22 protein-coding genes and 1 pseudogene are annotated in these 21,517 nt (G+C 33.7%); 20 read left to right on the top strand and 3 right to left on the bottom strand.

The annotated features are described in order from the left end of the window. Positions 1–178 precede the first annotated feature (178 nt). The 14 genes from STRUR_RS05695 to STRUR_RS05630 all read left to right on the top strand — a co-directional run bounded on the left by STRUR_RS05695 (position 179) and on the right by STRUR_RS05630 (position 14,186). Positions 179–2,755 carry a hypothetical protein gene (locus STRUR_RS05695; RefSeq protein ID WP_006740540.1) on the top strand — a complete coding sequence of 859 codons (2,577 nt, stop codon included), beginning with the start codon at positions 179–181 and terminating at the stop codon, positions 2,753–2,755. Between the two features lie 138 nt (positions 2,756–2,893). Next, on the top strand, positions 2,894–3,532 hold the full coding sequence (locus tag STRUR_RS05690) for a hypothetical protein (protein ID WP_006739854.1): 639 nt from the start codon (positions 2,894–2,896) through the stop codon (positions 3,530–3,532). A 39-nt stretch (positions 3,533–3,571) separates the two neighbouring features. Then, positions 3,572–4,660: a toprim domain-containing protein gene (locus tag STRUR_RS05685; RefSeq protein WP_006739884.1), complete on the top strand. Its 1,089-nt coding sequence runs from the start codon at positions 3,572–3,574 to the stop codon at positions 4,658–4,660. A gap of 53 nt (positions 4,661–4,713) precedes the next feature. Then, positions 4,714–4,941 (top strand): DUF5965 family protein, encoded by a 228-nt coding sequence (locus STRUR_RS05680; protein WP_006740484.1) that lies wholly within the window; start codon positions 4,714–4,716, stop codon positions 4,939–4,941. A gap of 3 nt (positions 4,942–4,944) precedes the next feature. Further along, complete coding sequence (locus STRUR_RS05675) at positions 4,945–5,340, top strand: DUF5945 family protein (RefSeq protein WP_006739198.1); 396 nt, start codon at positions 4,945–4,947, stop codon at positions 5,338–5,340. A gap of 43 nt (positions 5,341–5,383) precedes the next feature. After that, complete coding sequence (locus tag STRUR_RS05670) at positions 5,384–5,671, top strand: hypothetical protein (RefSeq protein WP_006738783.1); 288 nt, start codon at positions 5,384–5,386, stop codon at positions 5,669–5,671. A 71-nt stretch (positions 5,672–5,742) separates the two neighbouring features. After that, complete coding sequence (pezA, locus tag STRUR_RS05665) at positions 5,743–6,219, top strand: type II toxin-antitoxin system antitoxin PezA (RefSeq protein WP_006738614.1); 477 nt, start codon at positions 5,743–5,745, stop codon at positions 6,217–6,219. After that, positions 6,219–6,983, top strand: a complete 765-nt coding sequence (gene pezT / locus STRUR_RS05660; protein ID WP_006740290.1) for a type II toxin-antitoxin system toxin PezT — start codon at positions 6,219–6,221, stop codon at positions 6,981–6,983. The genes pezA and pezT overlap by 1 nt, the downstream gene beginning before the upstream one ends. Positions 6,984–7,032: 49 nt before the next feature. Beyond that, a complete protein-coding gene (locus STRUR_RS05655) occupies positions 7,033–8,319 on the top strand; it encodes an SIR2 family protein (RefSeq protein ID WP_006739494.1) in 1,287 nt (428 codons plus the stop codon). Beyond that, entirely contained in the window at positions 8,312–9,997 is a 1,686-nt protein-coding gene (locus STRUR_RS05650) for an ATP-binding protein (protein ID WP_006739047.1), read from the top strand. Before STRUR_RS05655 ends, STRUR_RS05650 begins: the two co-directional genes overlap by 8 nt. 333 nt (positions 9,998–10,330) lie before the next feature. Beyond that, positions 10,331–10,690, top strand: coding sequence for an SAG1252 family conjugative relaxosome accessory protein (locus tag STRUR_RS05645; protein ID WP_003050781.1), 360 nt, complete (start codon positions 10,331–10,333; stop codon positions 10,688–10,690). 9 nt (positions 10,691–10,699) lie between these two features. Then, positions 10,700–11,065: a plasmid mobilization relaxosome protein MobC gene (mobC, locus tag STRUR_RS05640; protein ID WP_003050778.1), complete on the top strand. Its 366-nt coding sequence runs from the start codon at positions 10,700–10,702 to the stop codon at positions 11,063–11,065. Beyond that, positions 11,052–12,917 carry an SAG1250 family conjugative relaxase gene (locus STRUR_RS05635; RefSeq protein WP_006738898.1) on the top strand — a complete coding sequence of 622 codons (1,866 nt, stop codon included), beginning with the start codon at positions 11,052–11,054 and terminating at the stop codon, positions 12,915–12,917. The genes mobC and STRUR_RS05635 overlap by 14 nt, the downstream gene beginning before the upstream one ends. Before the next feature lie 150 nt (positions 12,918–13,067). Then, entirely contained in the window at positions 13,068–14,186 is a 1,119-nt protein-coding gene (locus STRUR_RS05630; RefSeq protein ID WP_006740443.1) for a 5-methyltetrahydropteroyltriglutamate--homocysteine S-methyltransferase, read from the top strand. A gap of 65 nt (positions 14,187–14,251) precedes the next feature. Here the strand turns inward: STRUR_RS05630 and STRUR_RS05625 are convergent, their stop codons facing one another. Continuing rightward, entirely contained in the window at positions 14,252–15,007 is a 756-nt protein-coding gene (locus tag STRUR_RS05625; RefSeq protein WP_000213558.1) for a MurR/RpiR family transcriptional regulator, read from the bottom strand. Positions 15,008–15,121: 114 nt separating this feature from the next. Between STRUR_RS05625 and pfkB the strand changes: the two genes are divergently transcribed. From pfkB to STRUR_RS05610, 3 genes are read left to right on the top strand one after another with little or no spacing between them, the layout of a single operon-like run. Continuing rightward, positions 15,122–16,054 carry a 1-phosphofructokinase gene (gene pfkB, locus STRUR_RS05620; protein WP_006739594.1) on the top strand — a complete coding sequence of 311 codons (933 nt, stop codon included), beginning with the start codon at positions 15,122–15,124 and terminating at the stop codon, positions 16,052–16,054. Then, a complete protein-coding gene (locus STRUR_RS05615; protein WP_006739068.1) occupies positions 16,044–17,438 on the top strand; it encodes a PTS fructose transporter subunit IIC in 1,395 nt (464 codons plus the stop codon). Before pfkB ends, STRUR_RS05615 begins: the two co-directional genes overlap by 11 nt. 3 nt (positions 17,439–17,441) lie before the next feature. Beyond that, on the top strand, positions 17,442–17,888 hold the full coding sequence (locus tag STRUR_RS05610; RefSeq protein ID WP_000565917.1) for a PTS sugar transporter subunit IIA: 447 nt from the start codon (positions 17,442–17,444) through the stop codon (positions 17,886–17,888). A 156-nt stretch (positions 17,889–18,044) separates the two neighbouring features. Here the strand turns inward: STRUR_RS05610 and STRUR_RS05605 are convergent. Together STRUR_RS05605 and STRUR_RS05600 are read right to left on the bottom strand one after the other, a co-directional pair. Then, positions 18,045–18,209: pseudogene (locus tag STRUR_RS05605) on the bottom strand (P-II family nitrogen regulator); the annotation flags it as partial. 133 nt (positions 18,210–18,342) lie between these two features. Then, complete coding sequence (locus STRUR_RS05600; RefSeq protein WP_000726049.1) at positions 18,343–19,116, bottom strand: DeoR/GlpR family DNA-binding transcription regulator; 774 nt, start codon at positions 19,114–19,116, stop codon at positions 18,343–18,345. A 444-nt stretch (positions 19,117–19,560) separates the two neighbouring features. Here STRUR_RS05600 and lacA point away from each other — a divergent pair, with 444 nt between their 5' ends. The 3 genes from lacA to STRUR_RS05585 are packed head-to-tail and all read left to right on the top strand — an operon-like array spanning position 19,561 to position 21,516. Further along, positions 19,561–19,989, top strand: coding sequence for a galactose-6-phosphate isomerase subunit LacA (gene lacA, locus STRUR_RS05595; RefSeq protein WP_000974604.1), 429 nt, complete (start codon positions 19,561–19,563; stop codon positions 19,987–19,989). Between the two features lie 34 nt (positions 19,990–20,023). Further along, complete coding sequence (lacB, locus tag STRUR_RS05590; protein WP_000686159.1) at positions 20,024–20,539, top strand: galactose-6-phosphate isomerase subunit LacB; 516 nt, start codon at positions 20,024–20,026, stop codon at positions 20,537–20,539. 47 nt (positions 20,540–20,586) lie between these two features. Further along, positions 20,587–21,516, top strand: a complete 930-nt coding sequence (locus STRUR_RS05585; protein WP_000604235.1) for a tagatose-6-phosphate kinase — start codon at positions 20,587–20,589, stop codon at positions 21,514–21,516. The last annotated feature ends 1 nt before the right edge of the window (position 21,517 follow it).

Genomic DNA, 21,517 nt, shown 5'->3' with positions numbered 1-21,517 from the left:
TAATAGTGATTGTGTGCCTTATATATATCAGGTATAATCATTAATGATTAGAAAAAAGAAGAGGTGTTTTGTTTGCTTGAAAAATTAATCCTATATTTCCCAATAATTATTTTTGTACTGTCCTATTTTTGTACTGTCCTATATAATGAAGTTTTTTTGGCTTAGATTTTCAATTTTTATGGATGAATTAATTTCAGGTGTTAAAATCAAAATTTTTTCCCATATATTATTTTGGTCAATTGTGAGTTATATTTATTGGGTATGCAATCAATATGAGATTTTATTATTTCAAACTAGCGATAACAATTTAGATTTATTATCACTATTTTCTCTAGTCTTGACAATATGGGCAAGTTTTGGAGTTTATGTCGGTTTTCTACAATTCATGGTTGGGTATGATAATAAAGAGAATGGAACCTACTTAGGCTATCAAAAAATGGATTTTTTGACAAAAAGCAATGTTTGGTACCATGTAACAAATAGTTGGGAATTCTTTGGTTCATTATTACTATCGATTGTTCTTCCTCTCATGGTTAAAGTCAACTTATCAGTTGCTATTCACTATCAATATATTTGGCAGTCTGTAGTTGGGTTCCTACTGATTTTATTTATTTTTCTTTTGAAGTTTAGTTTAAAAGTCGCAAAAATAACCATATTTATTAACAAAAAAACAGATGGAGGTCTGAAAGAAGTTATTAAATCGGATATTGAAAATAGATATAATAAATACTTTAATAAATTAATCAAGCAAAAATTTTCCTACGGAGCAAGGGAGAGTTATTTTAGACAAGTCAAGATGGATTTGTCTAATATTGACAATAACATAGACAAAATTATATTTTTAAAAGTTATTTACTTAAAAATTATAGATACTGAACTTCTTGACAAATTTGAAGATAGAGATATAGTCAATTATAAGTACTTTATAAAAGAGAAATACGATTTAATATCTAATATTGATTTTAAAGATGACAAATTGATTTCTTTTGCTATTACTTTATTTAAATTAGATGCTCAAATATTTGATAAATTGATTAAAAAGGATACACGCTGGATAGAGAGTGAATGTATCTTTGAATCCAGGGGGGGTATTTTTAATAAGAAACCTATTTTAGATGTAGAGTGTAACCATAAAATCAAACGATTATCACTTAATTCGTATGAATTTAGTGAGATTAATAATATACATATTTATATGTTTAAAAAAATAGCGAAAATGGCTAAAAATAAACAATCAATTTCTCAGATGGTATACCTAATTCAGGAAAAGATTTCTCAAAATAATATTAGGGAAAATTATTGGGAAACGGATAACCCAGGCGGTGAATTTATTTTTGAAAAAACAATCTCTACTTCTAATCTTAGAATTTCTAAAAGTTATTATGAGGAAATCGAAAAGATAGATGTATTTTATTCATCATACTATTCCGAGATTAAATATAAATCTGATAGTAATAATATATATATTTCTTTGTATCCAAATATACTTAAAATTGAATTCCATTGTAAAGACGGAAGACAGTATTATATTAAACGTAATGAGATTAGAGACTATTATGATGAATATGAAGAAAATGTTTGGAATATTCTTTTTGATAAATATAGAAGTTCGGATAATCTATCAGATGTATTTCTTCCTAATTTAAGAGAACCTGAAATTATATTAGATTCTTTTGGAGATAGTGATGAAGTAATCATCCGAGACTATGATAATAAGATTGGTTATTCCAAAACTTGCTTCAAGTACCTAACTGATCACTTTGAATATATCGATAACAATAACTCACAATTTACGAATTTGTTAGAAATAGTAAAAACCATGTCTGCTAATTATCGTGGAGCATTTGCTTTGTACCAATTGCTTTATCCAGAAAATTCGAATTGGGATTCGAGTGTTGAAAGTTACATAGAGATTCTATCAGAAGTTTTACCACCAATAAAAGAAGAAAGAGAAAAAATCTATAATGATATGGTTTCAATAATCAATGAGATTAAATATGGTAAGAGTCTTGGTTCGAAAGTTCTTGGAAAGGTATTTAAGACAAGAGATATTGAACTATTTGATGATGAGTTTTTGAAAGATTTCAAAGGGATTCCTAAATTAAAACTCATAGTAGTTCAAAGTATATTGTCTACCAATACACATGGTTTTAGAAGAGTGGAGTTGCAAGAAAGATGGGAAAAACAAGATTTAGTTGAACAATACCTAATAGGTCTGTCTCAAACCCCTAATTTATTTCCTAGCTACACTGATGACTATAAAACTTTGAATTCATCTATGAGTAACTTTTTACTAAATAATATGGAATTACTAACTTCTTATGATTTTGGAAAGTTACCTTTAAGTTCAATTTTGTTGCTTGAAAAACTTTTACATTGGAAATGGTGGAGGGATGAAAAGCATGATGAAAAAGAATTTATGGTTAATATTATTAAAGAAAAAGCTGAATATAGATTGAGTGGTTATAAATATAGCCTCGATGGGTCTTTATTGAAATTTTTTACTTTAAAATTGACAGAAGGTCAAGGGAATCAATATTTAAGAATTGTTAATGATAAAGATTATAAAGAGGATTTTAAGTTTGCTTTACTTAATTATCTTAAAAGAAATCAATTGACACTAGATACGTATTTAGATGGGATTGCTGATGAACTTAAAAATTATGATAGTGTAATGATTGGTATTTATGAAAAAGAATTAATTAAAAAAGAGGTAGAAAAAATAATTTTTGAAAATTATTTATCATTTGAATAGTTACTATTATAAAATATAGACTTCATAATAATTATTGGATTACCTAGTTAGGTAGTCCTTTTCTTTTTTGTGATAATTTTTCCAAGTCAATCTTGTTATGATGGGGCTATCTTATTAAAAAAGGAGATGGCACTGTCTATGTTAAATAAAATGAAAGCTAGGCTTCTAATTGGTCTCGGTGGTTTAGCTGTGACTAGCTTTATCGTGATGATAGGCTACACTATTGGTTCTCAGTCTGTAACCAATCACACGCAGAAACAGATTCAGACTGAAGCTCATAAACTACTGATCAAAGAGAAAGAAAAAGGGAAGGCGAGTGTTCTCTCTGATGAGCTAGTCAAGGAATTCCTCACCCAATACTATACTAAGGAAAAGCTGGGTGAGAACAACAACCGTATCAAGCCCTATATGACAGATTCTGTCTTTAAGGAAGAGGTAGCTCGTCAAGAAGATTCCATCAACCAAGTCTATAAAGACTATATGTTGGATTATCGCTTTGAGTCTGCCAATATCTATGTCAATACAGAAGAAAATGAAGCTTTTGCGGAAGTATCTTATCAGGTTGTTTACGTGTCTGATATCAGCGATAAGGCTCAGAAAAGCACACAGACAGAAACGACCTCTCTTAAATTATCTTATGCCAAATTGTCAGATAAACTCCTTGTCAATCAGGTAACCATTTGGAATGGGAAGCTAGAGGACTTAAAAGAGTCTTCTGATGAAGTAAATTCAAGCATTCCAAAGATTCAAGGCACTACTACAAGTGAGACCAACTAGCAGGAGTTTATCTTCTGCTTTTTTTAATAAGGAGATGGCATGACAAGAATTGAAAGAGTAAAACAAAAGGCAATTTTAGAGGTGGCAGAAAGTCTAGGTTATTCTTTTAAACGACTATCAGGGCAAGTCTATGAACATCCAGAACATGATTCCTTTAGGATTTTTGCGGATACCAATACTTTTAAATGGTTTTCACGTGACATCCAGGAAGATGTGATTGATTTCGTTCAGTTAATGACAGGAGTGTCTTTTAAAGAAGCTCTGTCTTACCTTGAAACTGGAGACTTTGAACAAGCTAAGGTAGTCGAAGAGACCTACCAACCCTTTCGTTATTATCTAAGGGAAGAACCATTTGACCAAGCACGGATATACCTGAATGATATTCGTGGTTTAAGTGACGAGACTATAAATGCTTTTGGCAGACAAGGTCTATTAGCACAGGCTCATTACCAGACAAAGACCTTTCAAGAATCAGTCCTTGTCTTTAAGAGTTACAATCATCATGGACAACTAGAGGGGGCAAGTCTTCAAGGGCTTGTCAAAAATGCTCAGAGACATGATCGAGATTACCTCAAGAAAATCATGAAAGGGTCTCATGGATATGTGGGAATGAGCTTTGATATTGGAAAACCGAAACGCCTTATCTTTTGTGAATCGGTAATTGATATGATGAGTTATTATCAACTCCATCAGAAGCAGTTATCAGATGTGCGTTTGGTTTCTATGGAAGGCTTAAAACTCTCTGTGATTGCTTATCAGACACTAAGGTTAACAGCAGAGGAACATGACAAGCTCAATTTTTTAGATAATATCAAGCCAAGTAAATTAGCGCATTTTCTTCGTATCATACAAGAAACAACTATCTTTTTTCAGAACCACCCAGGTTTGATAACATTAGCTGTTGATAATGATGAAGCAGGGCGAGACTTTTGTCAGAAATTATCTGAGAAAGGACTTCCCATTGAAACAGACTTACCACCATTACAGGAACTAGAAACTAAAGCAGATTGGAACGATATTGTGAAAGGTCATAGTAATCATTCTCTAAAAGATGTGATACAATCGGCCAAGTTACAAGTTTTAAGAAGTAACCCTCCACCTAGAAAAAATACCGCTTTAGAGTTGTGATAACAAAATCAAGTTTCTTAGCTTAATCTAGAAAGTGATAAGGAGGACACCCTATGAGTGTGATTGAACGCCTAGCCGAAAGAGTAGCTAGGCAAGAGGAAAAGGTTGCGAAAGAAACGGAAAACTTAGAAACTTATCGCAGTCAATTACAAACGGCTATGTACAGTACATTTATCAAACGGCAACAAAATAGTCCCTGGACTTTTGATGAAGCATTGACGCAGGCTTTTGGCCAAGAAGAACAAGAACTCAAACTATCAGACACTAGAAATGAGGAATAACACATGACAAAAGATTGGACCTTTGACCAACCACTAGATGATAACACACCAACGTCTTCATCAGAAGAACGTGCGAAGATTGCGGCACTATTTCATAAAGAAAACCAAGAGGGCGCTGAAGACGTTGATTATGTGGCAACCTTTGAAATGGAACAACAAAAGTCTAAAAATCAGATGGTTCCACAGCAAAAGACTCAAGAGCAATGCATACCAGAAGATAAGCACTCCTCAACCATTACAAACGACTACAAGCAATATCTAGCTGATGTGATGGATCAAAACAATGGGGATATTCGTCAAAGTCAGAAGAAAATTGAAGAGCTGCACCAGTTGATTGATGACAAAAATAAGCAAAATAAGAAATTACAAGCCATTTCAGCAGCTATTGATGACTTGTAAGTGAGGCAGTCCTTACAAGGGCTGCTTTTTATGGGGAGAGAAGATGAAGTTATTCAAAAAACGAACACAACATCAAGATAGTTTTAAGCGTCTTATTCATCGGTTATCAGGAATGTCTGAATCGGACTTACATAAGGTCAACCAATTATTAGATGTCGTTTTTGACGCTACAAGTCAAACTAACAGAGATGAAAAAATGTCTCCTGAAACTTTGCCAATAGAACCTATCCTAGATGAGACCATTACTGGAGCTAAGAATATATTGAAGACTGAGCAACTTGAAAAGCGGATAGAGCAGTTTAGGCAGGCGAAGAAACCGAAAAGCGAATAGCGCACCAAAAATGGTGCATTATTCGCTTTTTTTTGTTATAATGAAAGTAACTAAATAGGAGGCGATCATCTATGATTGGAGAGAATATCAAATCGTTACGTAAAACCCATGATTTAACACAACCAGAATTCGCAAAGATTGTTGGAATTTCACGAAATAGCCTTAGCCGTTATGAAAATGGTACGAGTTCAGTCACAACAGAACTTATAGACTGCATTTGTCAGAAATTCAATGTTTCTTATGTTGATATTGTAGGAGAAGAGAAGATGTTAACACCAGTAGAAGATTATCAATTGACGCTAAAAATAGAAGTCATCAAAGAGCGTGGCGCAGCGATTTTATCTCAACTATATCGCTATCAAGATAGTCAAGGAATCGCTTTTGACGATGAGACCAATCCTTGGATTTTAATGAGTGATGACTTGTCAGACCTTATCAATACCAAGATTTACCTTGTTAATACGTTTGATGAAGTGGAGCGTTACAATGGTTATTTGGATGGTATTGAGCGCATGTTGGAGCTTGCTCATCATCAGGTGGTGGCTTAATGCGGTTAGAAGAATTTAGCAAAGATGACTTTGACTTAGCCTTAAAACGGCCCCTTCGTTCCTTAACTCGTGGTAAAACGACATCAGTTAACCCCAAAGCCATCTTAATTGGTGGGCAAAGCGGAGTGGGTAAGACAACGATACACCGTATCAAGCAGAAAGAGTTCCAAGGCAATATCATTATTATTGACGGTGACAGCTATCGTTCTTTACACCCGAATTATCTAGCTTTACAAGATGAATACGGTAAAAATAGCGTGGATTATACCAAAGGTTTTGCAAGAAAAATGGTGGAACATCTTGTAGATGAGCTAAGTAAGCAGGGGTATCATTTGTTAATCGAAGGAACTTTGAGAACGACAGAAGTCCCGCGAAAAACTGCTCGGCTATTGAAATCACGAGGCTATCAAGTCTCATTAGCTTTGATAGCAACCAAGCCTGAATTGTCCTATCTCAGCACCTTAATCCGTTATGAAGAAGTTTATGCAGTTAATCCAAGTCAGGCTAGAGCAACTCCTAAAGAACATCACGATGGTATTGTAGAGCATTTACTTGATAACTTACGAGAATTAGAAACTGATAAACTCTTTGAACAGATTCAAATTTATCAGAGGGATAGAACCTGTGTTTATGATTCTGGAATGGATGAAGGCTCAGCTGCTGATGTCCTACAAGAATGCCTATTTGGAAAATGGAGTACGGTGGAGGAGGAGATGCTTAAAGTGGGGCAGGAACGGTTGAGGGAGATGCAAGAATTGAAGTAGATTTATAACAATACTTAAGTAGTTACTAATTTAATCGGAGGTCACATTTATGTCAATATATCACTTTTATCAAGGAAAAGATGAAAACGAAGGACTAGATTTAGATCAACAAAAACAAAATATTTCTAGTTTTATCAAAACACAATTTTCCGCTGAAAATTTGGTATTTTTTATTGGTTCAGGTTGTTCTGTACCAGCAATCCCGCTTATGTCACAGACTATGAAAACTATAATTGGAAAATATGATGATATATTATGCGTAATAAAAAAATTTTTGGATACGAAGAACGTCAACTTATTAATAAATAGTCTTGATGATAAAGAGATTCTTAAGGGAGTGATTGTACGATTATGTGAAAGCCATAGTTTGGAAACAATTGCAGATTTATATAACCATATTATTCGGAGTCAACTGTGGGATAAGGAACAATTGTTAGAGATTTATGAAAATTTTTGTAGTTCTTTCTCCGATATAGAATCTCTTTTAAACTGGATACAGAATGGCTTAAACTTTAGTCCAAATAACGAACAATTATTAAATGCTTTTCAAATTTTAAAAGATGAATTTATAGCTTCTATTCCTAAATTAGATTCGGATTCATATAAGGGAGATGTTTTTCAAACTTACGCTGATTTCTATAAATTTGTTTTTTCAAATCGTACTGAAGAAAGCTCAAAAATTTCGATTTTCACAACGAATTATGACCTTTTTAATGAATACAGTTTGGAAGCCAACAATATAGTCTATACAACAGGTTTCCCCTCTACTTTAGCTAAGAGATTTGATATAAATCAATTTAAATATAGGCTAGTAGATGATACTAACAGATACAAAGACAAATGGCAACCGGTCTTTAAAGAAGCGAATTTATATAAGATTCACGGATCGATAAATTGGATTAGTGGGGAAGATGGATTTTTATATCAGTCAAATTCTATGGTAACGGATGATGATGTCGTGGTTATTTATCCTACAATGTTGAAACACAAAGAGACAGCTCAAGCTCCTTATTCTGAATTATTTAGAGAATTCTCGAACTGTTTGCAAAAGAAAAATACAACTTTGATTGTTATGGGATATGGTTTTCCAGATGAACACATTAATACAATTATTTCACAAAATTTAAAGAATCAAGATTTTAATCTGATAATTTTTGGAAATAAAAATGAAAGTAAGTTAAACGATTTTTATGAAGAATTTAAAAATAGAGACTTACATCTAATTGGTGGGCAATTTGATAATAAAAATGCTCACCACTTCAATGTGATATCGGAAGAATTCTTGAATTATCAAAAACAAGTTTCAAGTGATGTAGAAGAGGATAATAATGAATAGTATTGGTAAGGTTGTCAGTGTTTCTTATGACAGATTGATTTTTGAAGTTAGTGATTTTAAAAAATTAAATTATAATTTCAAAGGGCAAATTTATCTTGCTAAGGGAGTTATTGATTATGTAACAATAAAAAATCGTTTCGATGAAAGATTTATTTATCAGGTTGTAAAGGTTTCCGATAAAGAACAGCCATTATCGGCTGATGAATCTGCAAAGTTTAGTTATTCAGGAAACTTTGAATGTGTTCCGATTGGTATGATAAAGAATGATTTTGTTGAGTTTAATTTAAAGAAATATCCATTTCTGCAAGATAAAGTTTATTTAACAACTCTTGAAGAATTTAATATTATTTTCAATGAGAATAAACTAAAACACAGTCTTTCGCTTGGCTTGATTGAAGAAAGATATGTTGCTAAAATTGATCCTAATAAACTGTTGACACATCATAGTGCTATATTAGGTAACACAGGCTCAGGAAAGTCTACTACTGTACGTAAAATTATTTCAGAAATAAATAAGATAGACTCAGACAATTTAAAACTACATATTTTTGATGTTCATGATGAATATGGTCAACTACCAGGCGTTAAAATTATTAATGTCTTGGAAGACTATGGTATAGATATATTAAATTTGGATCATCAGGATTGGTTGAATTTGGTTAAGCCTTCTGAATTAGTTCAATTACCTGTTATTGAGATGGCCTTAAAAATTGCTAACTGTTTATTGACAAAATCGATTGACGAATCTTGGTTGAAATGTTTCATTGCTTATAATCTTTATACTAATCAGCAAACTGATGCTGTGACAAAACGTACTAAAATAGTTGGTATTCTAGATGGTACTGGCATAGACACTTCAAAGTATAGCTCACAATATGGGAGTTTTCCTCAAGGAGGTGAGAAAAAGTTCCTAAATGATTTACTACAAGCTACAAATAGAGAAGTTGAGTATAGTTATTTAAGTCGAAAAATTGAAAAAGCCAATTATCAGGTGGATAGCTTTGAAAATTTACTAATCGCTTTAAATTATGTATTTCTTCTTGAAGAAAGTAAAGGGAATAGTCAAGCACGTGCATATTCAGGAACACTTGAAACTCGTATAAAAAATATACAGACACGGTACTCTAAACTTTTTGAAAATGGTGAAATATCTATTGATTCGAAAACTGTTGTATATTCAGTATCTGAAATGGACGATGATTTACTTTTATTCTTTACAACCTATGTCCTAAAGAAAGAATTTTCTAAGAATAAAATTTTAACATTAAAGCAAAGAACGGTAAATGTATTTATTTTGGAGGAAGCACATCGTTATATATCAAAAATAAAAGAGAACAGTCAGTTTCATGAAGTAGAAGTATTTAAGAAAATCGCGCGAGAGGGGAGAAAGTTTGGTTGTTTCTTATTGCTGTCTAGTCAGAGACCGAGTGAACTTTCATCAACAGTTTTATCACAGTGTAACAATTATATTATACATCGAATAAAAAATAATATTGATCTAGAGTATCTTTTACAAACAATCCCTTACATTAATAAAAATCAGTTATCTAGATTCTCTTATTTACCAACTGGAACAGCTTTTCTTGTTGGGGAACTATTTCCAATACCAGTTGAAGCTGAAGTGTTTGAAGAAATATCTTCCAATGTGACTACTACTCCACAAATAATTTTTAAATAAAAAATGTGATTTTTCCGAGAGCATCTAGCTCTCTTTTTTCTTACCTCCATTTCTACGTTGTGATACCTTTTCCAAATCATCCCTGTTATCCTTATATCATTCCTAAAAAAATCAAGGTTTGATTTTCTATTGGGGGTTTGGGGGCGAAGCCACCATATTTTCTTATCGTCGGCTGACTAACCTGTAAGGTTTAGTTCAGCTGGCGATTAGATTTTGGGTTATTGTGACCACAATGCCTGAGCTCGCAAAGACCGAACAAGGTCTTTAGGAAATTTCCCGTATAATACACGGGGGCGGGTTTTACCCGAGAAAGGATGAAAGTGAGGGAAAGAGATGTCTGAACAGTATCGTGACATTCGAAAAGAGGTAAATCTAACGGCAGATGAGCTAAATCAAATTGAAAATATGATGAAGGTTGATAACTATCGTCACTTTTCTCCCTTTGTGAGAGCTAAAATTTTGATGATTGATGACAAACAGTTAGCTGCCAAAGAGTGGTTCTCTCTTTGGCAATCTCAAAAATTTGAGCAGATTAGTCGAGATGTGCATGAGGTTTTGATTATAGCAAGAGAGAATCACCAAGTGACTCAAGAACATGTGTCAATCTTATTGACCTGTGTTCAAGAATTGATTGCGGAAGTCAATCAAGCACAGCCACTCAGTCGTGAGTTTTGTGAAAAATACATGAGATAGGAGGCTACTATGGTTTATCGTTATCGTACCAATCTCAAAAAAGTATTTCTAACAGATTCAGAGTTACATCAATTGAATGAGCGAATTGCTAAGAGTAATTGTCAAAATTTCTCAGTCTATGCTAGGAAAGTGTTGCTTAATCCCAATATGTCTTTCGTCACAATTAACACGGATGCTTATGACCAGTTGGTTTTTGAATTGAGACGGATTGGAAATAATATCAATCAAATTGCGCGTGCTATTAACCAAAGTCATTTGATTTCTCAGGAACAATTACAAGACTTGAGTAAAGGAGTAGGAGAGTTAATTAAGGAAGTAGACAAAGAATTCCAAGTAGAAGTGAAAAGACTGAAGGAGTTTCATGGTAGTCACTAAACATTTTGCGACACATGGTAAAAAATATCGTAGACGCCTGATAAAATATATCCTCAATCCCGATAAAACGAACAATTTAAAATTGGTATCTGATTTTGGCATGAGCAATTACTTAGATTTTCCTAGTTATGAAGAAATGGTTGAAATGTACAATGTTAACTTTACCAATAATGACAAGTTGTATGAATCTAGAAATGATCGACAGGAAAAACACCAGCAAAATATTCATGCCCATCATCTCATCCAATCTTTTTCTCCTGAAGATAATTTAACCCCTGAAGAAATTAACCGCATTGGTTACGAGACTATGATGGAATTGACTGGAGGTCGCTTTAAGTTTATCGTGGTAACCCATACAGACAAAGACCATATCCACAACCATATCCTAATCAATTCTATAGATCAAAATTCAGATAAAAAATTGATATGGAATTATGCCTTGGAACGAAATCTCCGTATGATTTCAGACCGCATTTCTAAAATGGCGGGGACAAAAATTATCGAGAAGCGCTCTTCGTATCGAGAGTATCAAAGATATAGGGAGTCGAGCCATAAGTTTGAGCTGAAGCAGCGCCTTTATTTTTTGATGCATCAGTCAAAGTCCTTTGATGATTTTTTAGAAAAAGCAGAGCAGTTACATGTTCATATTGATTTTAGTCAGAAGCATAGTCGATTCATGATGACCGATAGAGCAATGACTAAACCAATCCGAGGCCGTCAACTCAGTAAACGAGATTTATATGATGAAGACTTTTTCCATACTCATTTTGCCAAGATAGAAATTGAAAGTCAGCTAGAATTTCTGTTGCCCCTCGTTAATTCTTTAGAAGAGTTACTGACAAAAGCAAAAGAATTGAATCTATCCATTGACTTAAAACAAAAAAATGTGACCTTTACTCTTGAAGAAAATGGCAAGCAGATAAGTCTGAGTCATAAAAAAATAAGTGAGAAAAAGTTATATGATGTTGCTTTTTTTCAGAATTATTTTGAAGATAAGGTATTTGTTTTCTCAGAGGCAGTTGAAAGTCTTCAAGAACAATATCATGCTTTTCACGAAGAACGTGATAAGGAGAAGGTAGCCACTGAAGAAATTGAGGAAGCCTTTGAAGAATTTAAGAAAAAGAGAGATTCTGTTCATGAATTTGAAGTGGAGCTTGCAGAACACCAAATTGAGAAGTTAGTTGATGGGGGAATTTATATCAAGGTGTCTTTTGGTATTAAGCAGAGTGGTCTTGTTTTCATTCCCAACTATCAATTGGATATTATGGAAGAAGAGAATCAGAAAAAATATAAAGTCTATATCCGTGAGACAACCTCATACTTTATCTATAACAAAAACTACTCGGATAAGAATCAGTTTATTAAAGGTCGAACTTTAATTAGGCAGTTAACTAATGATAGTCAGATGATACCTTACAGAAGACCAACAGTTGCAAGACTTCAGGAAAAAATTTCTGAAATTAATTTTTTGATCGAGTTAACCGAGACAGATAAGAAATACCAGGAAATAAAAGATAACCTCGTCGCGGAAATAGCAGAGTTGGATATAAAACTGACTCAAACCAACGAAAAAATCGCCACCTTAAACAAGATGGCGGAAGTGCTTATCAATTTGAAGAGTGATGAACCGATCAGTCGAAAACTAGCAAAGTATGACTTTTCAAAATTTAATTTAACAGAATCAATCACACTAGAACAGGTGAATGACGAAATAAGAGTGCTGCAAGAGGAATTAGGACATTATCTTGATGAGTACGAAGGATTAGCTAGAAAATTGGAGATGTTTGTGAGCTTGTTAAATAAAGGAAATACACTTGAGAGAGAAAATCGGGATGATATTTCTTTGGTATGATTCATTTTTTAAGGAATAAATTCATACCATAGGTCGTTATCCTAGTTAAAAAGATATAACCAATAACTATATCAAATCATTAGAAATATATAATTTACTCTTATAGTATTGTTTGGTAAACTATTTAAAAATTTATATGAGGTGATGTCTATGGTTAAGAAGTATTTTGAGCATGTTGGTTCCTTTTTACGTCCTGAAGAATTAAAGGTAGCGAGACAACAATTTGATAATGGTGATATTTCCAAGGAAGCATTAAAAGAAGTTGAAGATAAAGCTATTATAGAGTTGGTGAATAAACAGGTTGCGGCAGGTCTTGATAAAATTACTGATGGTGAATTTCGTCGTTCTTACTGGCATTTAGATAATTTTTGGGGATTAAATGGTGTATCACATGAGCATTTTGGTCGTGGTTACCTATTTCACGATGAAGAAACTCGAGATGATACCGCTGTTTTGCGTGGGACATTAGGGTTTACAAAAGAAAAACATCCTTTTATCTCTCATTTTGAGTTTTACAAGAAAATAGCCGATGATAAAGGAGTTGAAGCCAAAATTACCATTCCAGCTCCAGCACAATTTTTGGCGGAATTGGAACGAGGTAAGAATGTCAATTCTATCGGTGATTTTTATCAAGATAGAGGCTCATTTTTAACGGATATAGCGAGAGTTTACAGGGAAGAAATTTTAGCACTTTACGAAGCTGGTGCTAGAACAATTCAACTGGATGATTGTACATGGGGCATGTTAATTGATGAAGATTACTGGCAAACAAGACAAAGAGAAGGATTGAGTAAGCAAGATGTTATTGAAGATTACCTTTTTGTTAATAACAATGCCATCAAAGATCTACCAAATGATTTGATGATCAATACACATGTATGTAGAGGAAATTACCATTCAACATATGCTTCTAAAGGGCCATATGATGATGTTGCGGAAGCCTTCTTTGCTCGAGAAAATGCAGAGACTTATTTCTTGGAATTTGATGATGAACGTTCTGGGGGTTTTGAGCCATTAAGTCACTTACCAAAGGAAAAAGTTGCAGTTTTAGGACTTATTACTTCAAAAAATGGAAAATTGGAGGAAAAAGAAGCTGTTATCAAACGAATCCAAGAAGCTAAAAAGTATCTGCCACTAGAAAACTTATGGCTATCAACGCAATGTGGATTTGCATCAACTGAAGAAGGTAATATCCTAACTGAGGAAGATCAATGGAAGAAACTAGCTTTAGTGAAAGAAATCATTGATGACGTTTGGAAAGAAGATTAAGTCCACTTCAATAAAAATTTTAAAACACCTGTGCAGGAGCGTAGGTGTTTTAGAATGGTTAGCATTTACGCTTTCATATTTACTGCTAAAGTATCTAAAAGTAGCCTCATAATAATATAAAGTGGCAATCTTGAATGGACCTCGAAATCAGGGAAATAGGTTAATTCTGTCTTAAACCCATATAATTGATAATCCGTTAGCTTTCCGAGATTTCCAGCTTGATTGGAACTAATTAAAACACTGGGTATCAGTCGTTCTTGACAGTTGCTAGCAGCATTTTGTAAAGAGTGCGTTTCACCATTTAGTGAAATAAAGATGACACACGTTTTTGTATCTAAACGTTTACTAATGGTACGAATGATATTGGGATCGGTATAGAGTTCAGTATAGATGCCTAAGAGCAACAATTTAGTTTGCATTTCTGTTCCCAATAATTCTGAAAAACCACGTGCAAAAATGATGACTTTTTCTGTATCTAGTAAGAGATCCACCACGTTATTGAGAGTTTTTAAATCTAGCATATTCAATGTTCGAGTGACTTCCTGGTAACTTTTTAAAATTGAAATCTTAGTTTCGTCATTCAATAGAGGTTCTGTTAGGATATTTAATTCATCCTGAGCATTATTGGCCATACTGTGTTTAAAATCTACAAAGCCACGATACCCCTTTTTTTGAAGCGTTCTGGTAATAGTAGCGGTAGAAACACTGATAATCTCTCCGACTTCGGAAATATTGAGGTTGATAATTTCTTGAAAATGCTCATTTAAATAATCCCAAGTGTAAGTCTCGGTTTGTGTTAGTTGTTTTTTTGATGTCGTCATATATTCTCCGAAAGTAATGTAAAGCATTTCAATATTGCTTGAATATCAGAAAACCCTTACAAGCTATTTGTGTTATTTTAATGATAATAAAAAAAATAAAAGAGTGGTGATTTTATGTCGGTCTATACTTGCACAATGAATCTTGCGATAGATATGTTTATTCAGACAGAAGATATAGAGGATAAAAAAGTTAATAGGACCATCTATGATGAGTTACAAGCAAATGGTAAAGGGGTTAACGTTTCAATTATTTTAAAAAAACTCGGTATTGATAGTACACCTTTAGGATTTAAAGCTGGTTTTACAGGTGATTTTATCGAAGATGAGTTAAAAAAACAAGCTATTTTGGCAAATTTTGTCAAAGTAGATGGAACGACTAGGATAAATGTATTCACTCAGGTCATGTCGAAAAATCAGGAATTTAAATTGGTTAACAAGGGACCGATTATATCAAAAGAATCCCAGGAAGAGCTATTAAAGCAATTTGAATCCTTAAACCAAGATGACTTCTTGATTGTATCAGGAAGCTTGCCAAGGGGGATCTCCACAGAAATTTTTTTAAAAATTGGCCAAATTTGCCAAAAAAGAGGGATAAATCTCATTTATGATATCAGCGATTCAAAACTAATTGAGTGTTTAGTATTTAAACCATATTTAATTAAGCCAAATGACGAAGAAATATCAGAATGGTTTCAACTAGAAAATCCTTCATTAAATGATTTAGTCGAAAAAGGAAAATTACTTCAGGAAAAAGGAGCGAAAAATGTTCTCATTTCATTGGGGGGAGAAGGCTGTTTACTCATAAGTGACTCGGTCTATTTTGCAAACGCACCAAGCGGAACAGTTGTTAACACAGCTTGTGCGGGAGATACACTTTTGGGAACATTTCTTGCCAATAAATTGAAAGGACACTCCGAAGTGGAATGTCTTGCTCAAGCAGTAGCAGCAGGCTCATCAACGGCCTTTCGACCAGGACTTACAGATTTTACTGATGTTGAATTATTAAAAAAACAAATCAAAATTAAGGAGATTACAGATGGTTTATAAAATTATAGCAGCAACAGGCTGTCCAACAGGTATTGCTCACACGTACATGGCTCAAGAAGCTCTTGAACAGGCTGCCAAAGATAAGAATGTCTCAATCAAAGTTGAGACGCACGGTCAAATTGGTGTGGAAAATCAACTGACACAAGAAGAAATTGCGAATGCAGATGCCGTTATTATAGCAGCAGATAAGGATGTTCAAGCAGAACGCTTTGCTGGTAAAAGAGTTATCAATGTATCTGTAGGAGAAGGTATCAAAAATGCTGAAAAACTAGTGCAAGATGCAATAGATGGCAAAGGTTTTATTCAAAAAGGCGATATTAAAGAAGATGTTGTTGAAGAAAAGCAAGAACATCGTGAAAATTTCGGTCGTCAAATTTATAAACATTTGATGAATGGTGTTTCTCACATGTTACCTTTTGTGGTAGCTGGTGGAGTGCTTGTCGCTGTATCTTTCTTGTTTGGTATTTTTTCATTTGACCCTAAAAGTGACCAATATAACTGGTTTGCGGCTATGCTAAAAAATGATATCGGTGGTGTTGCAATGGGAATGATGACACCTGTTTTGGCGGCTTTTATTGCTGAATCTATTGCTAAAAGACCAGGTTTTGTTGCCGGTCTAGTAGCTGGTCTCATGGCAGCGAATGGAGGATCGGGCTTCTTAGGAGGTATTTTAGGCGGTTTTGCAGCGGGGTATATCGTTCTTGGTTTAATTAAACTTCTTAAGGGTCTCCCTAAATCACTAGATGGTTTGAAAGCAATCTTTTTATATCCCGTTATAGGAGTTTTTCTAACCGGATGTTTTATGGCACTGATAAATGCACCAATGGCTTGGGTTAATGAATCCATGATGTTATGGTTAGCAGGTTTTGAAAATGCGAATCCTCTCCTTCTTGGAATTATTATTGGTTGCATGAGTGCTTTTGACATGGGTGGACCTATCAATAAGGCTGCCTACGTAACAGGTACTGTTCTTCTTGGTCAAGGTAACACAACATTTATGGCAGGTGTATCAGCTGCTTGTATCGTACCACCACTGACAACATTCTTTGCAACTTTGTTCTTCCGTAAATATTACAGCGAAGAAGATAAAAACGCTGGTCTTGCTAACTTGATTCTTGGATCAACTCATATAACTGAAGGGGCTATTCCATTTGCTGCTAAAGATCCATTACGTAATCTCCCTATCTTAATGATTGGCTCTTCAATTGGAGCTGTACTAACATATCTTTGGAAAGTTCAAGTCCCTGCGCCACACGGTGGCTTCTTGGTACTGCCTGTTGTGACTCACGCAGCTCTATGGGTCTTAGCAATTTTTATCGGGGCGGTTATATCCGGTCTCCTTATGGGACTTTTACAAAAGTCTAAAATAAATAAAGGGGTTTAAAGAATGATTGATAAAAATTTAATTCGGGTGGATGTTGATATGCCACTAAAAAAAGATGTGTTCGCTTATCTTGCAGGTCTTGTTGTCGAAAACGATTATGCAGATGATACTGATCAAGTCTATAAAAGTTTGTTATCTCGTGAAGAAGAAGGAACAACAGGCATGATGGATGGATTTGCTATTCCACATGCTAAAAGTCAAGCGGTCATAAAACCAGGTATTGCTGTTTTAAAACTAAAAAATGGAGTTGAGTGGGAGTCTATGGACGGTAAACTCATTGATTCTGTTATAGCCTTATTTATTCCAGAGACAGAAGTTGGTTCAACTCATCTGACTTATCTCTCAAAAATTGCTAGAATTCTTATGAAAAATGACTTTAAAAATGATTTTAAAGAAGCACATGAGATCGAAGAAATTGAGACAGTCTTTAATAAGTACTTAGAGCTTTAAACATGTATTAAACGCTATAAAACCCCTCTGCAAATAGACTGATGACGTCAAGAATTAAAATCAAAGTTTAATTCTTGATGTCCATCGTCACAGAGGGATTTTTAATATAAATAGTAATAATTTTTGAATAGCCTTTAAGTATTTACCTTAATGATGTTACAAAGCCTCATCTCTATTTTGTCCAGTTCGAATTCTAATAGCATCTTCAATTGGAATAATAAAAATTTTACTATCTCCAATTTCTCCAGTTTGAACTGCCGAAATGATAGCTTCAACTACAGTATCAACACGAGAATCACTCACGATTATTACTACTTTGACTTTTGCTAAGAATGTTCATTATTACGTTAGAAAAAACTAACATAAATAAGGTGTACTAAAAAATTCGATAGAAAAAGACACTCCTTAATAATAAATTAAGAAGTATCTAGATTATCCTTTTTGAAAGCTATTATTACTTATCAGCAATAATTATTTTAGAAAATTTCTCATACTTTTCTATCATTTCAGTTGTCACATTTTTATCAGTCACAATTAAATCCATTCGTTCTAGCTGGTAGAAGTTATAGAAATCATAACTTTCAAACTTGGTACTATCAACTAGAAGGATTTTCTCAACAGCATTATTCAAGGCAACTCTTTGAACCTCTCCTTCGAGGTCACTGTAGGTAGCAATCGAATTATTATAAACAGCATTTGCACTGACAAAAGCTTTTGAAAATGTTAATGATTCTAGGTTATTAATTGCAATAGCCCCAACAAAAGCACCAGTAATTTCACGACACTCACCACCAATTAAAATCAAGTCAATAGTAGTGCTCGGATGTAAAATCAGAAAAACAGGAAGGCTATTTGTAATAACTCTTATATTTCTATTTTTCAATTCGACAGCTAGATGCTCTAAAGTTGTTCCTGGACCTATAAAGACAGTTTCACCATCTTTAATAATATCGTTAGCTCTTTGTGCGATTTGTTTCTTTTCGTTAGTTTGTAAGACTTTCTTTTCGGTGTGCGTTTTCTCGTGGCCTTCGTCATTTGTTGAAGGGTTATCTAAGTATTGAGCTCCACCATGAGTCCTGATAAGTAATCCTTCATCTGCTAATGTATCAAGATCTCGCCTAGCGGTCATATCTGAGACGTTCATTTCATCGATAATATCTTTTACTTTTATAAAACCGTCAACTTTTAAGATATCGAGAATTTTTTCATGACGTTCTTTCTTCTTCATTCTTACCTCCTATCAGTTTCTTATAATATAACTATTAAAGGTATCATAACATAATAACAACCAAAAAATCAAACAAAACAAACAAAAATATTTTTAAAAAGGAGACTAACAAAACATAAAAATGTTTTATATGAAACGCTTACTAAAAAATAAGAAAGAATGATTTAATACTGATTAATAGAATAGTTATTGTTGTTAAAGGTTTATGAAAGTTTTGAAAACACACAAAACATCATTTTTGAGACATAAAACCAACCAAAATAAACATATAATGTTTATTTTTTTAAAAAATAAACATAAAAGTGTTGACTTTTATGTTGGTTAGGTGTATTATAAGGTCATAGAAATAATGTAAGCGTTATTTCAAAAGATTTTGCAAATCGTTAATTAACTATCTACGTAGGTTTTCCACATTTACTTATTCTAAATCATAGGAGAAATAAAATGGCAATTATTATCGGTGCTGACAAAGCAGGTACAGAACTTAAAGATGTTATCAAAGATTACCTTAAAGAAGGTAAATACGAAGTCATTGATGTCAGTGAAAATGAAGTTCGTGACTTCGTTGATACAACTCTCGCTGTCGCAAAAGAAGTTAATGCATCCGAAGATAACTTGGGTATTGTAATTGATGCGTATGGTGTTGGTTCTTTCATGGTGGCTACTAAAATTAAAGGAATGGTGGCAGCTGAAGTATCAGATGAGCGCTCAGCATACATGACAAGAGGTCACAATAACTCTCGAATCATTACGCTTGGTTCTGAAATTAGTGCACCAGGAATTGCAAAAAACATTGTCAAAGGCTTTGTTGAAGGTGAATATGATGGTGGACGTCATCAAGTTCGTGTCGACATGCTTAATAAAATGTGCTAATTGATTGAAATAGGTTAAAACAAGGAGAACAAAAATGAAAATTGCTGTAGGTTGTGACCATATTGTTACTTATGAAAAAATCGCTGTTGTTGATTATTTGAAATCACAAGGTCATGAAATCATTGATTGCGGTACATACGATAATGTCCGCACACACTATCCAATTTTTGGTAAAAAAGTTGGTGAAGCAGTAGCAAGTGGTGAAGCAGAACTAGGTGTTGTTATCTGTGGTACTGGTGTTGGTATTACAAATGCCGTAAATAAAGTTCCTGGAATTCGTTCAGCACTCGTCAGAGACATGACATCTGCTATCTACTCAAAAGAAGAACTTAACGCAAACGTTATTGGTTTTGGTGGAAAAATTATCGGTGGTTTGCTGATGAATGATATTATCGATGCTTTCTTAGCTGCTGAATACAAACCAACTGAAGAAAATAAAAAATTGATTGAAAAAATTGATAGCTTACAACATGCTAGTCAGGATCAAAATAACCCACACTTCTTTGATGAATTCTTAGAAAAATGGGACCGTGGTGAATATCACGACTAATATTTGAATATACTAATATAGGGATAAATATAAAAAAAGGAGCTATTGTGATTTTAACAGTTACTTTAAATCCAGCTATTGATGTCTCCTACCCTTTGGATGAGCTACAATTCGATACCGTAAATCGAGTTGTAGATGTTACAAAGACACCTGGTGGTAAAGGCTTGAATGTTTCCCGAGTTCTTAATGAATTCGGTGAAACAGTCAAAGCTACTGGTTGTATAGGTGGAGAAAGTGGTGATTTTATCATTAATCATCTTCCTGATTCGATTTTAAGTCGCTTCTATAAAATTTCAGGCGATACCAGAACTTGTATAGCTTTATTACACGAAGGTAATCAAACTGAGATTTTAGAAAAAGGACCGATGTTAAGTGTAGATGAAATTGATGGATTTACTAATCATTTTAAATATTTATTGAATGATGTTGACGTAGTGACAATGTCAGGTAGTCTTCCTGCGGGAATGCCAGATGATTACTATCAGAAATTGATTACTATTGCCAACCTTAATGGAAAGAAAACGGTTCTGGATTGTTCTGGAAATGCTCTAGAAGCAGTATTGAAAGGTGATAGTAAACCAACAGTTATCAAACCTAATCTTGAAGAACTTTCTCAACTTCTAGGTAAAGAAATGACAAATGATTTTGAATCCTTAAAAGAAGTCTTACAAGATGAACTATTTGAAGGAATTGAATGGATAATCGTTTCTCTTGGTGCTAATGGTGTATTTGCAAAACACAAGGACACGTTTTATAAAGTTGACATCCCTAAAATCGAAATTGTAAGCGCTGTAGGTTCTGGTGATTCTACAGTAGCAGGTATCGCTTCGGGTTTAGCGAATGATGAAGATGATCGAGCTTTATTAACAAAAGCAAATGTCTTAGGTATGTTAAATGCGCAAGAAAAAACAACTGGGCATGTTAACATGGAAAATTACGATAAGTTATATCAATCTATTAAAGTCAAAGAGGTATAAA

It is taken from the genome of Streptococcus urinalis 2285-97, from assembly GCF_000188055.2.
Taxonomy (GTDB): Bacteria; Bacillota; Bacilli; order Lactobacillales; family Streptococcaceae; genus Streptococcus; species Streptococcus urinalis.
Note: the sequence above shows the minus strand (reverse complement) of the source record. Positions and strands in the feature narration are given on the sequence as shown.

What these genes read in the sequence shown, in the direction of transcription:
- STRUR_RS05695 (WP_006740540.1), top strand. Translation starts at nt 179, where the DNA reads ATGGATGAATTAATTTCAGGTGTTAAAATCAAAATTTTTTCCCATATA.
- STRUR_RS05690 (WP_006739854.1), top strand. Translation starts at nt 2,894, where the DNA reads ATGTTAAATAAAATGAAAGCTAGGCTTCTAATTGGTCTCGGTGGTTTA.
- STRUR_RS05685 (WP_006739884.1), top strand. Translation starts at nt 3,572, where the DNA reads ATGACAAGAATTGAAAGAGTAAAACAAAAGGCAATTTTAGAGGTGGCA.
- STRUR_RS05680 (WP_006740484.1), top strand. Translation starts at nt 4,714, where the DNA reads ATGAGTGTGATTGAACGCCTAGCCGAAAGAGTAGCTAGGCAAGAGGAA.
- STRUR_RS05675 (WP_006739198.1), top strand. Translation starts at nt 4,945, where the DNA reads ATGACAAAAGATTGGACCTTTGACCAACCACTAGATGATAACACACCA.
- STRUR_RS05670 (WP_006738783.1), top strand. Translation starts at nt 5,384, where the DNA reads ATGAAGTTATTCAAAAAACGAACACAACATCAAGATAGTTTTAAGCGT.
- pezA (WP_006738614.1), top strand. Translation starts at nt 5,743, where the DNA reads ATGATTGGAGAGAATATCAAATCGTTACGTAAAACCCATGATTTAACA.
- pezT (WP_006740290.1), top strand. Translation starts at nt 6,219, where the DNA reads ATGCGGTTAGAAGAATTTAGCAAAGATGACTTTGACTTAGCCTTAAAA.
- STRUR_RS05655 (WP_006739494.1), top strand. Translation starts at nt 7,033, where the DNA reads ATGTCAATATATCACTTTTATCAAGGAAAAGATGAAAACGAAGGACTA.
- STRUR_RS05650 (WP_006739047.1), top strand. Translation starts at nt 8,312, where the DNA reads ATGAATAGTATTGGTAAGGTTGTCAGTGTTTCTTATGACAGATTGATT.
- STRUR_RS05645 (WP_003050781.1), top strand. Translation starts at nt 10,331, where the DNA reads ATGTCTGAACAGTATCGTGACATTCGAAAAGAGGTAAATCTAACGGCA.
- mobC (WP_003050778.1), top strand. Translation starts at nt 10,700, where the DNA reads ATGGTTTATCGTTATCGTACCAATCTCAAAAAAGTATTTCTAACAGAT.
- STRUR_RS05635 (WP_006738898.1), top strand. Translation starts at nt 11,052, where the DNA reads ATGGTAGTCACTAAACATTTTGCGACACATGGTAAAAAATATCGTAGA.
- STRUR_RS05630 (WP_006740443.1), top strand. Translation starts at nt 13,068, where the DNA reads ATGGTTAAGAAGTATTTTGAGCATGTTGGTTCCTTTTTACGTCCTGAA.
- STRUR_RS05625 (WP_000213558.1), bottom strand. Translation starts at nt 15,007, where the DNA reads ATGACGACATCAAAAAAACAACTAACACAAACCGAGACTTACACTTGG.
- pfkB (WP_006739594.1), top strand. Translation starts at nt 15,122, where the DNA reads ATGTCGGTCTATACTTGCACAATGAATCTTGCGATAGATATGTTTATT.
- STRUR_RS05615 (WP_006739068.1), top strand. Translation starts at nt 16,044, where the DNA reads ATGGTTTATAAAATTATAGCAGCAACAGGCTGTCCAACAGGTATTGCT.
- STRUR_RS05610 (WP_000565917.1), top strand. Translation starts at nt 17,442, where the DNA reads ATGATTGATAAAAATTTAATTCGGGTGGATGTTGATATGCCACTAAAA.
- STRUR_RS05600 (WP_000726049.1), bottom strand. Translation starts at nt 19,116, where the DNA reads ATGAAGAAGAAAGAACGTCATGAAAAAATTCTCGATATCTTAAAAGTT.
- lacA (WP_000974604.1), top strand. Translation starts at nt 19,561, where the DNA reads ATGGCAATTATTATCGGTGCTGACAAAGCAGGTACAGAACTTAAAGAT.
- lacB (WP_000686159.1), top strand. Translation starts at nt 20,024, where the DNA reads ATGAAAATTGCTGTAGGTTGTGACCATATTGTTACTTATGAAAAAATC.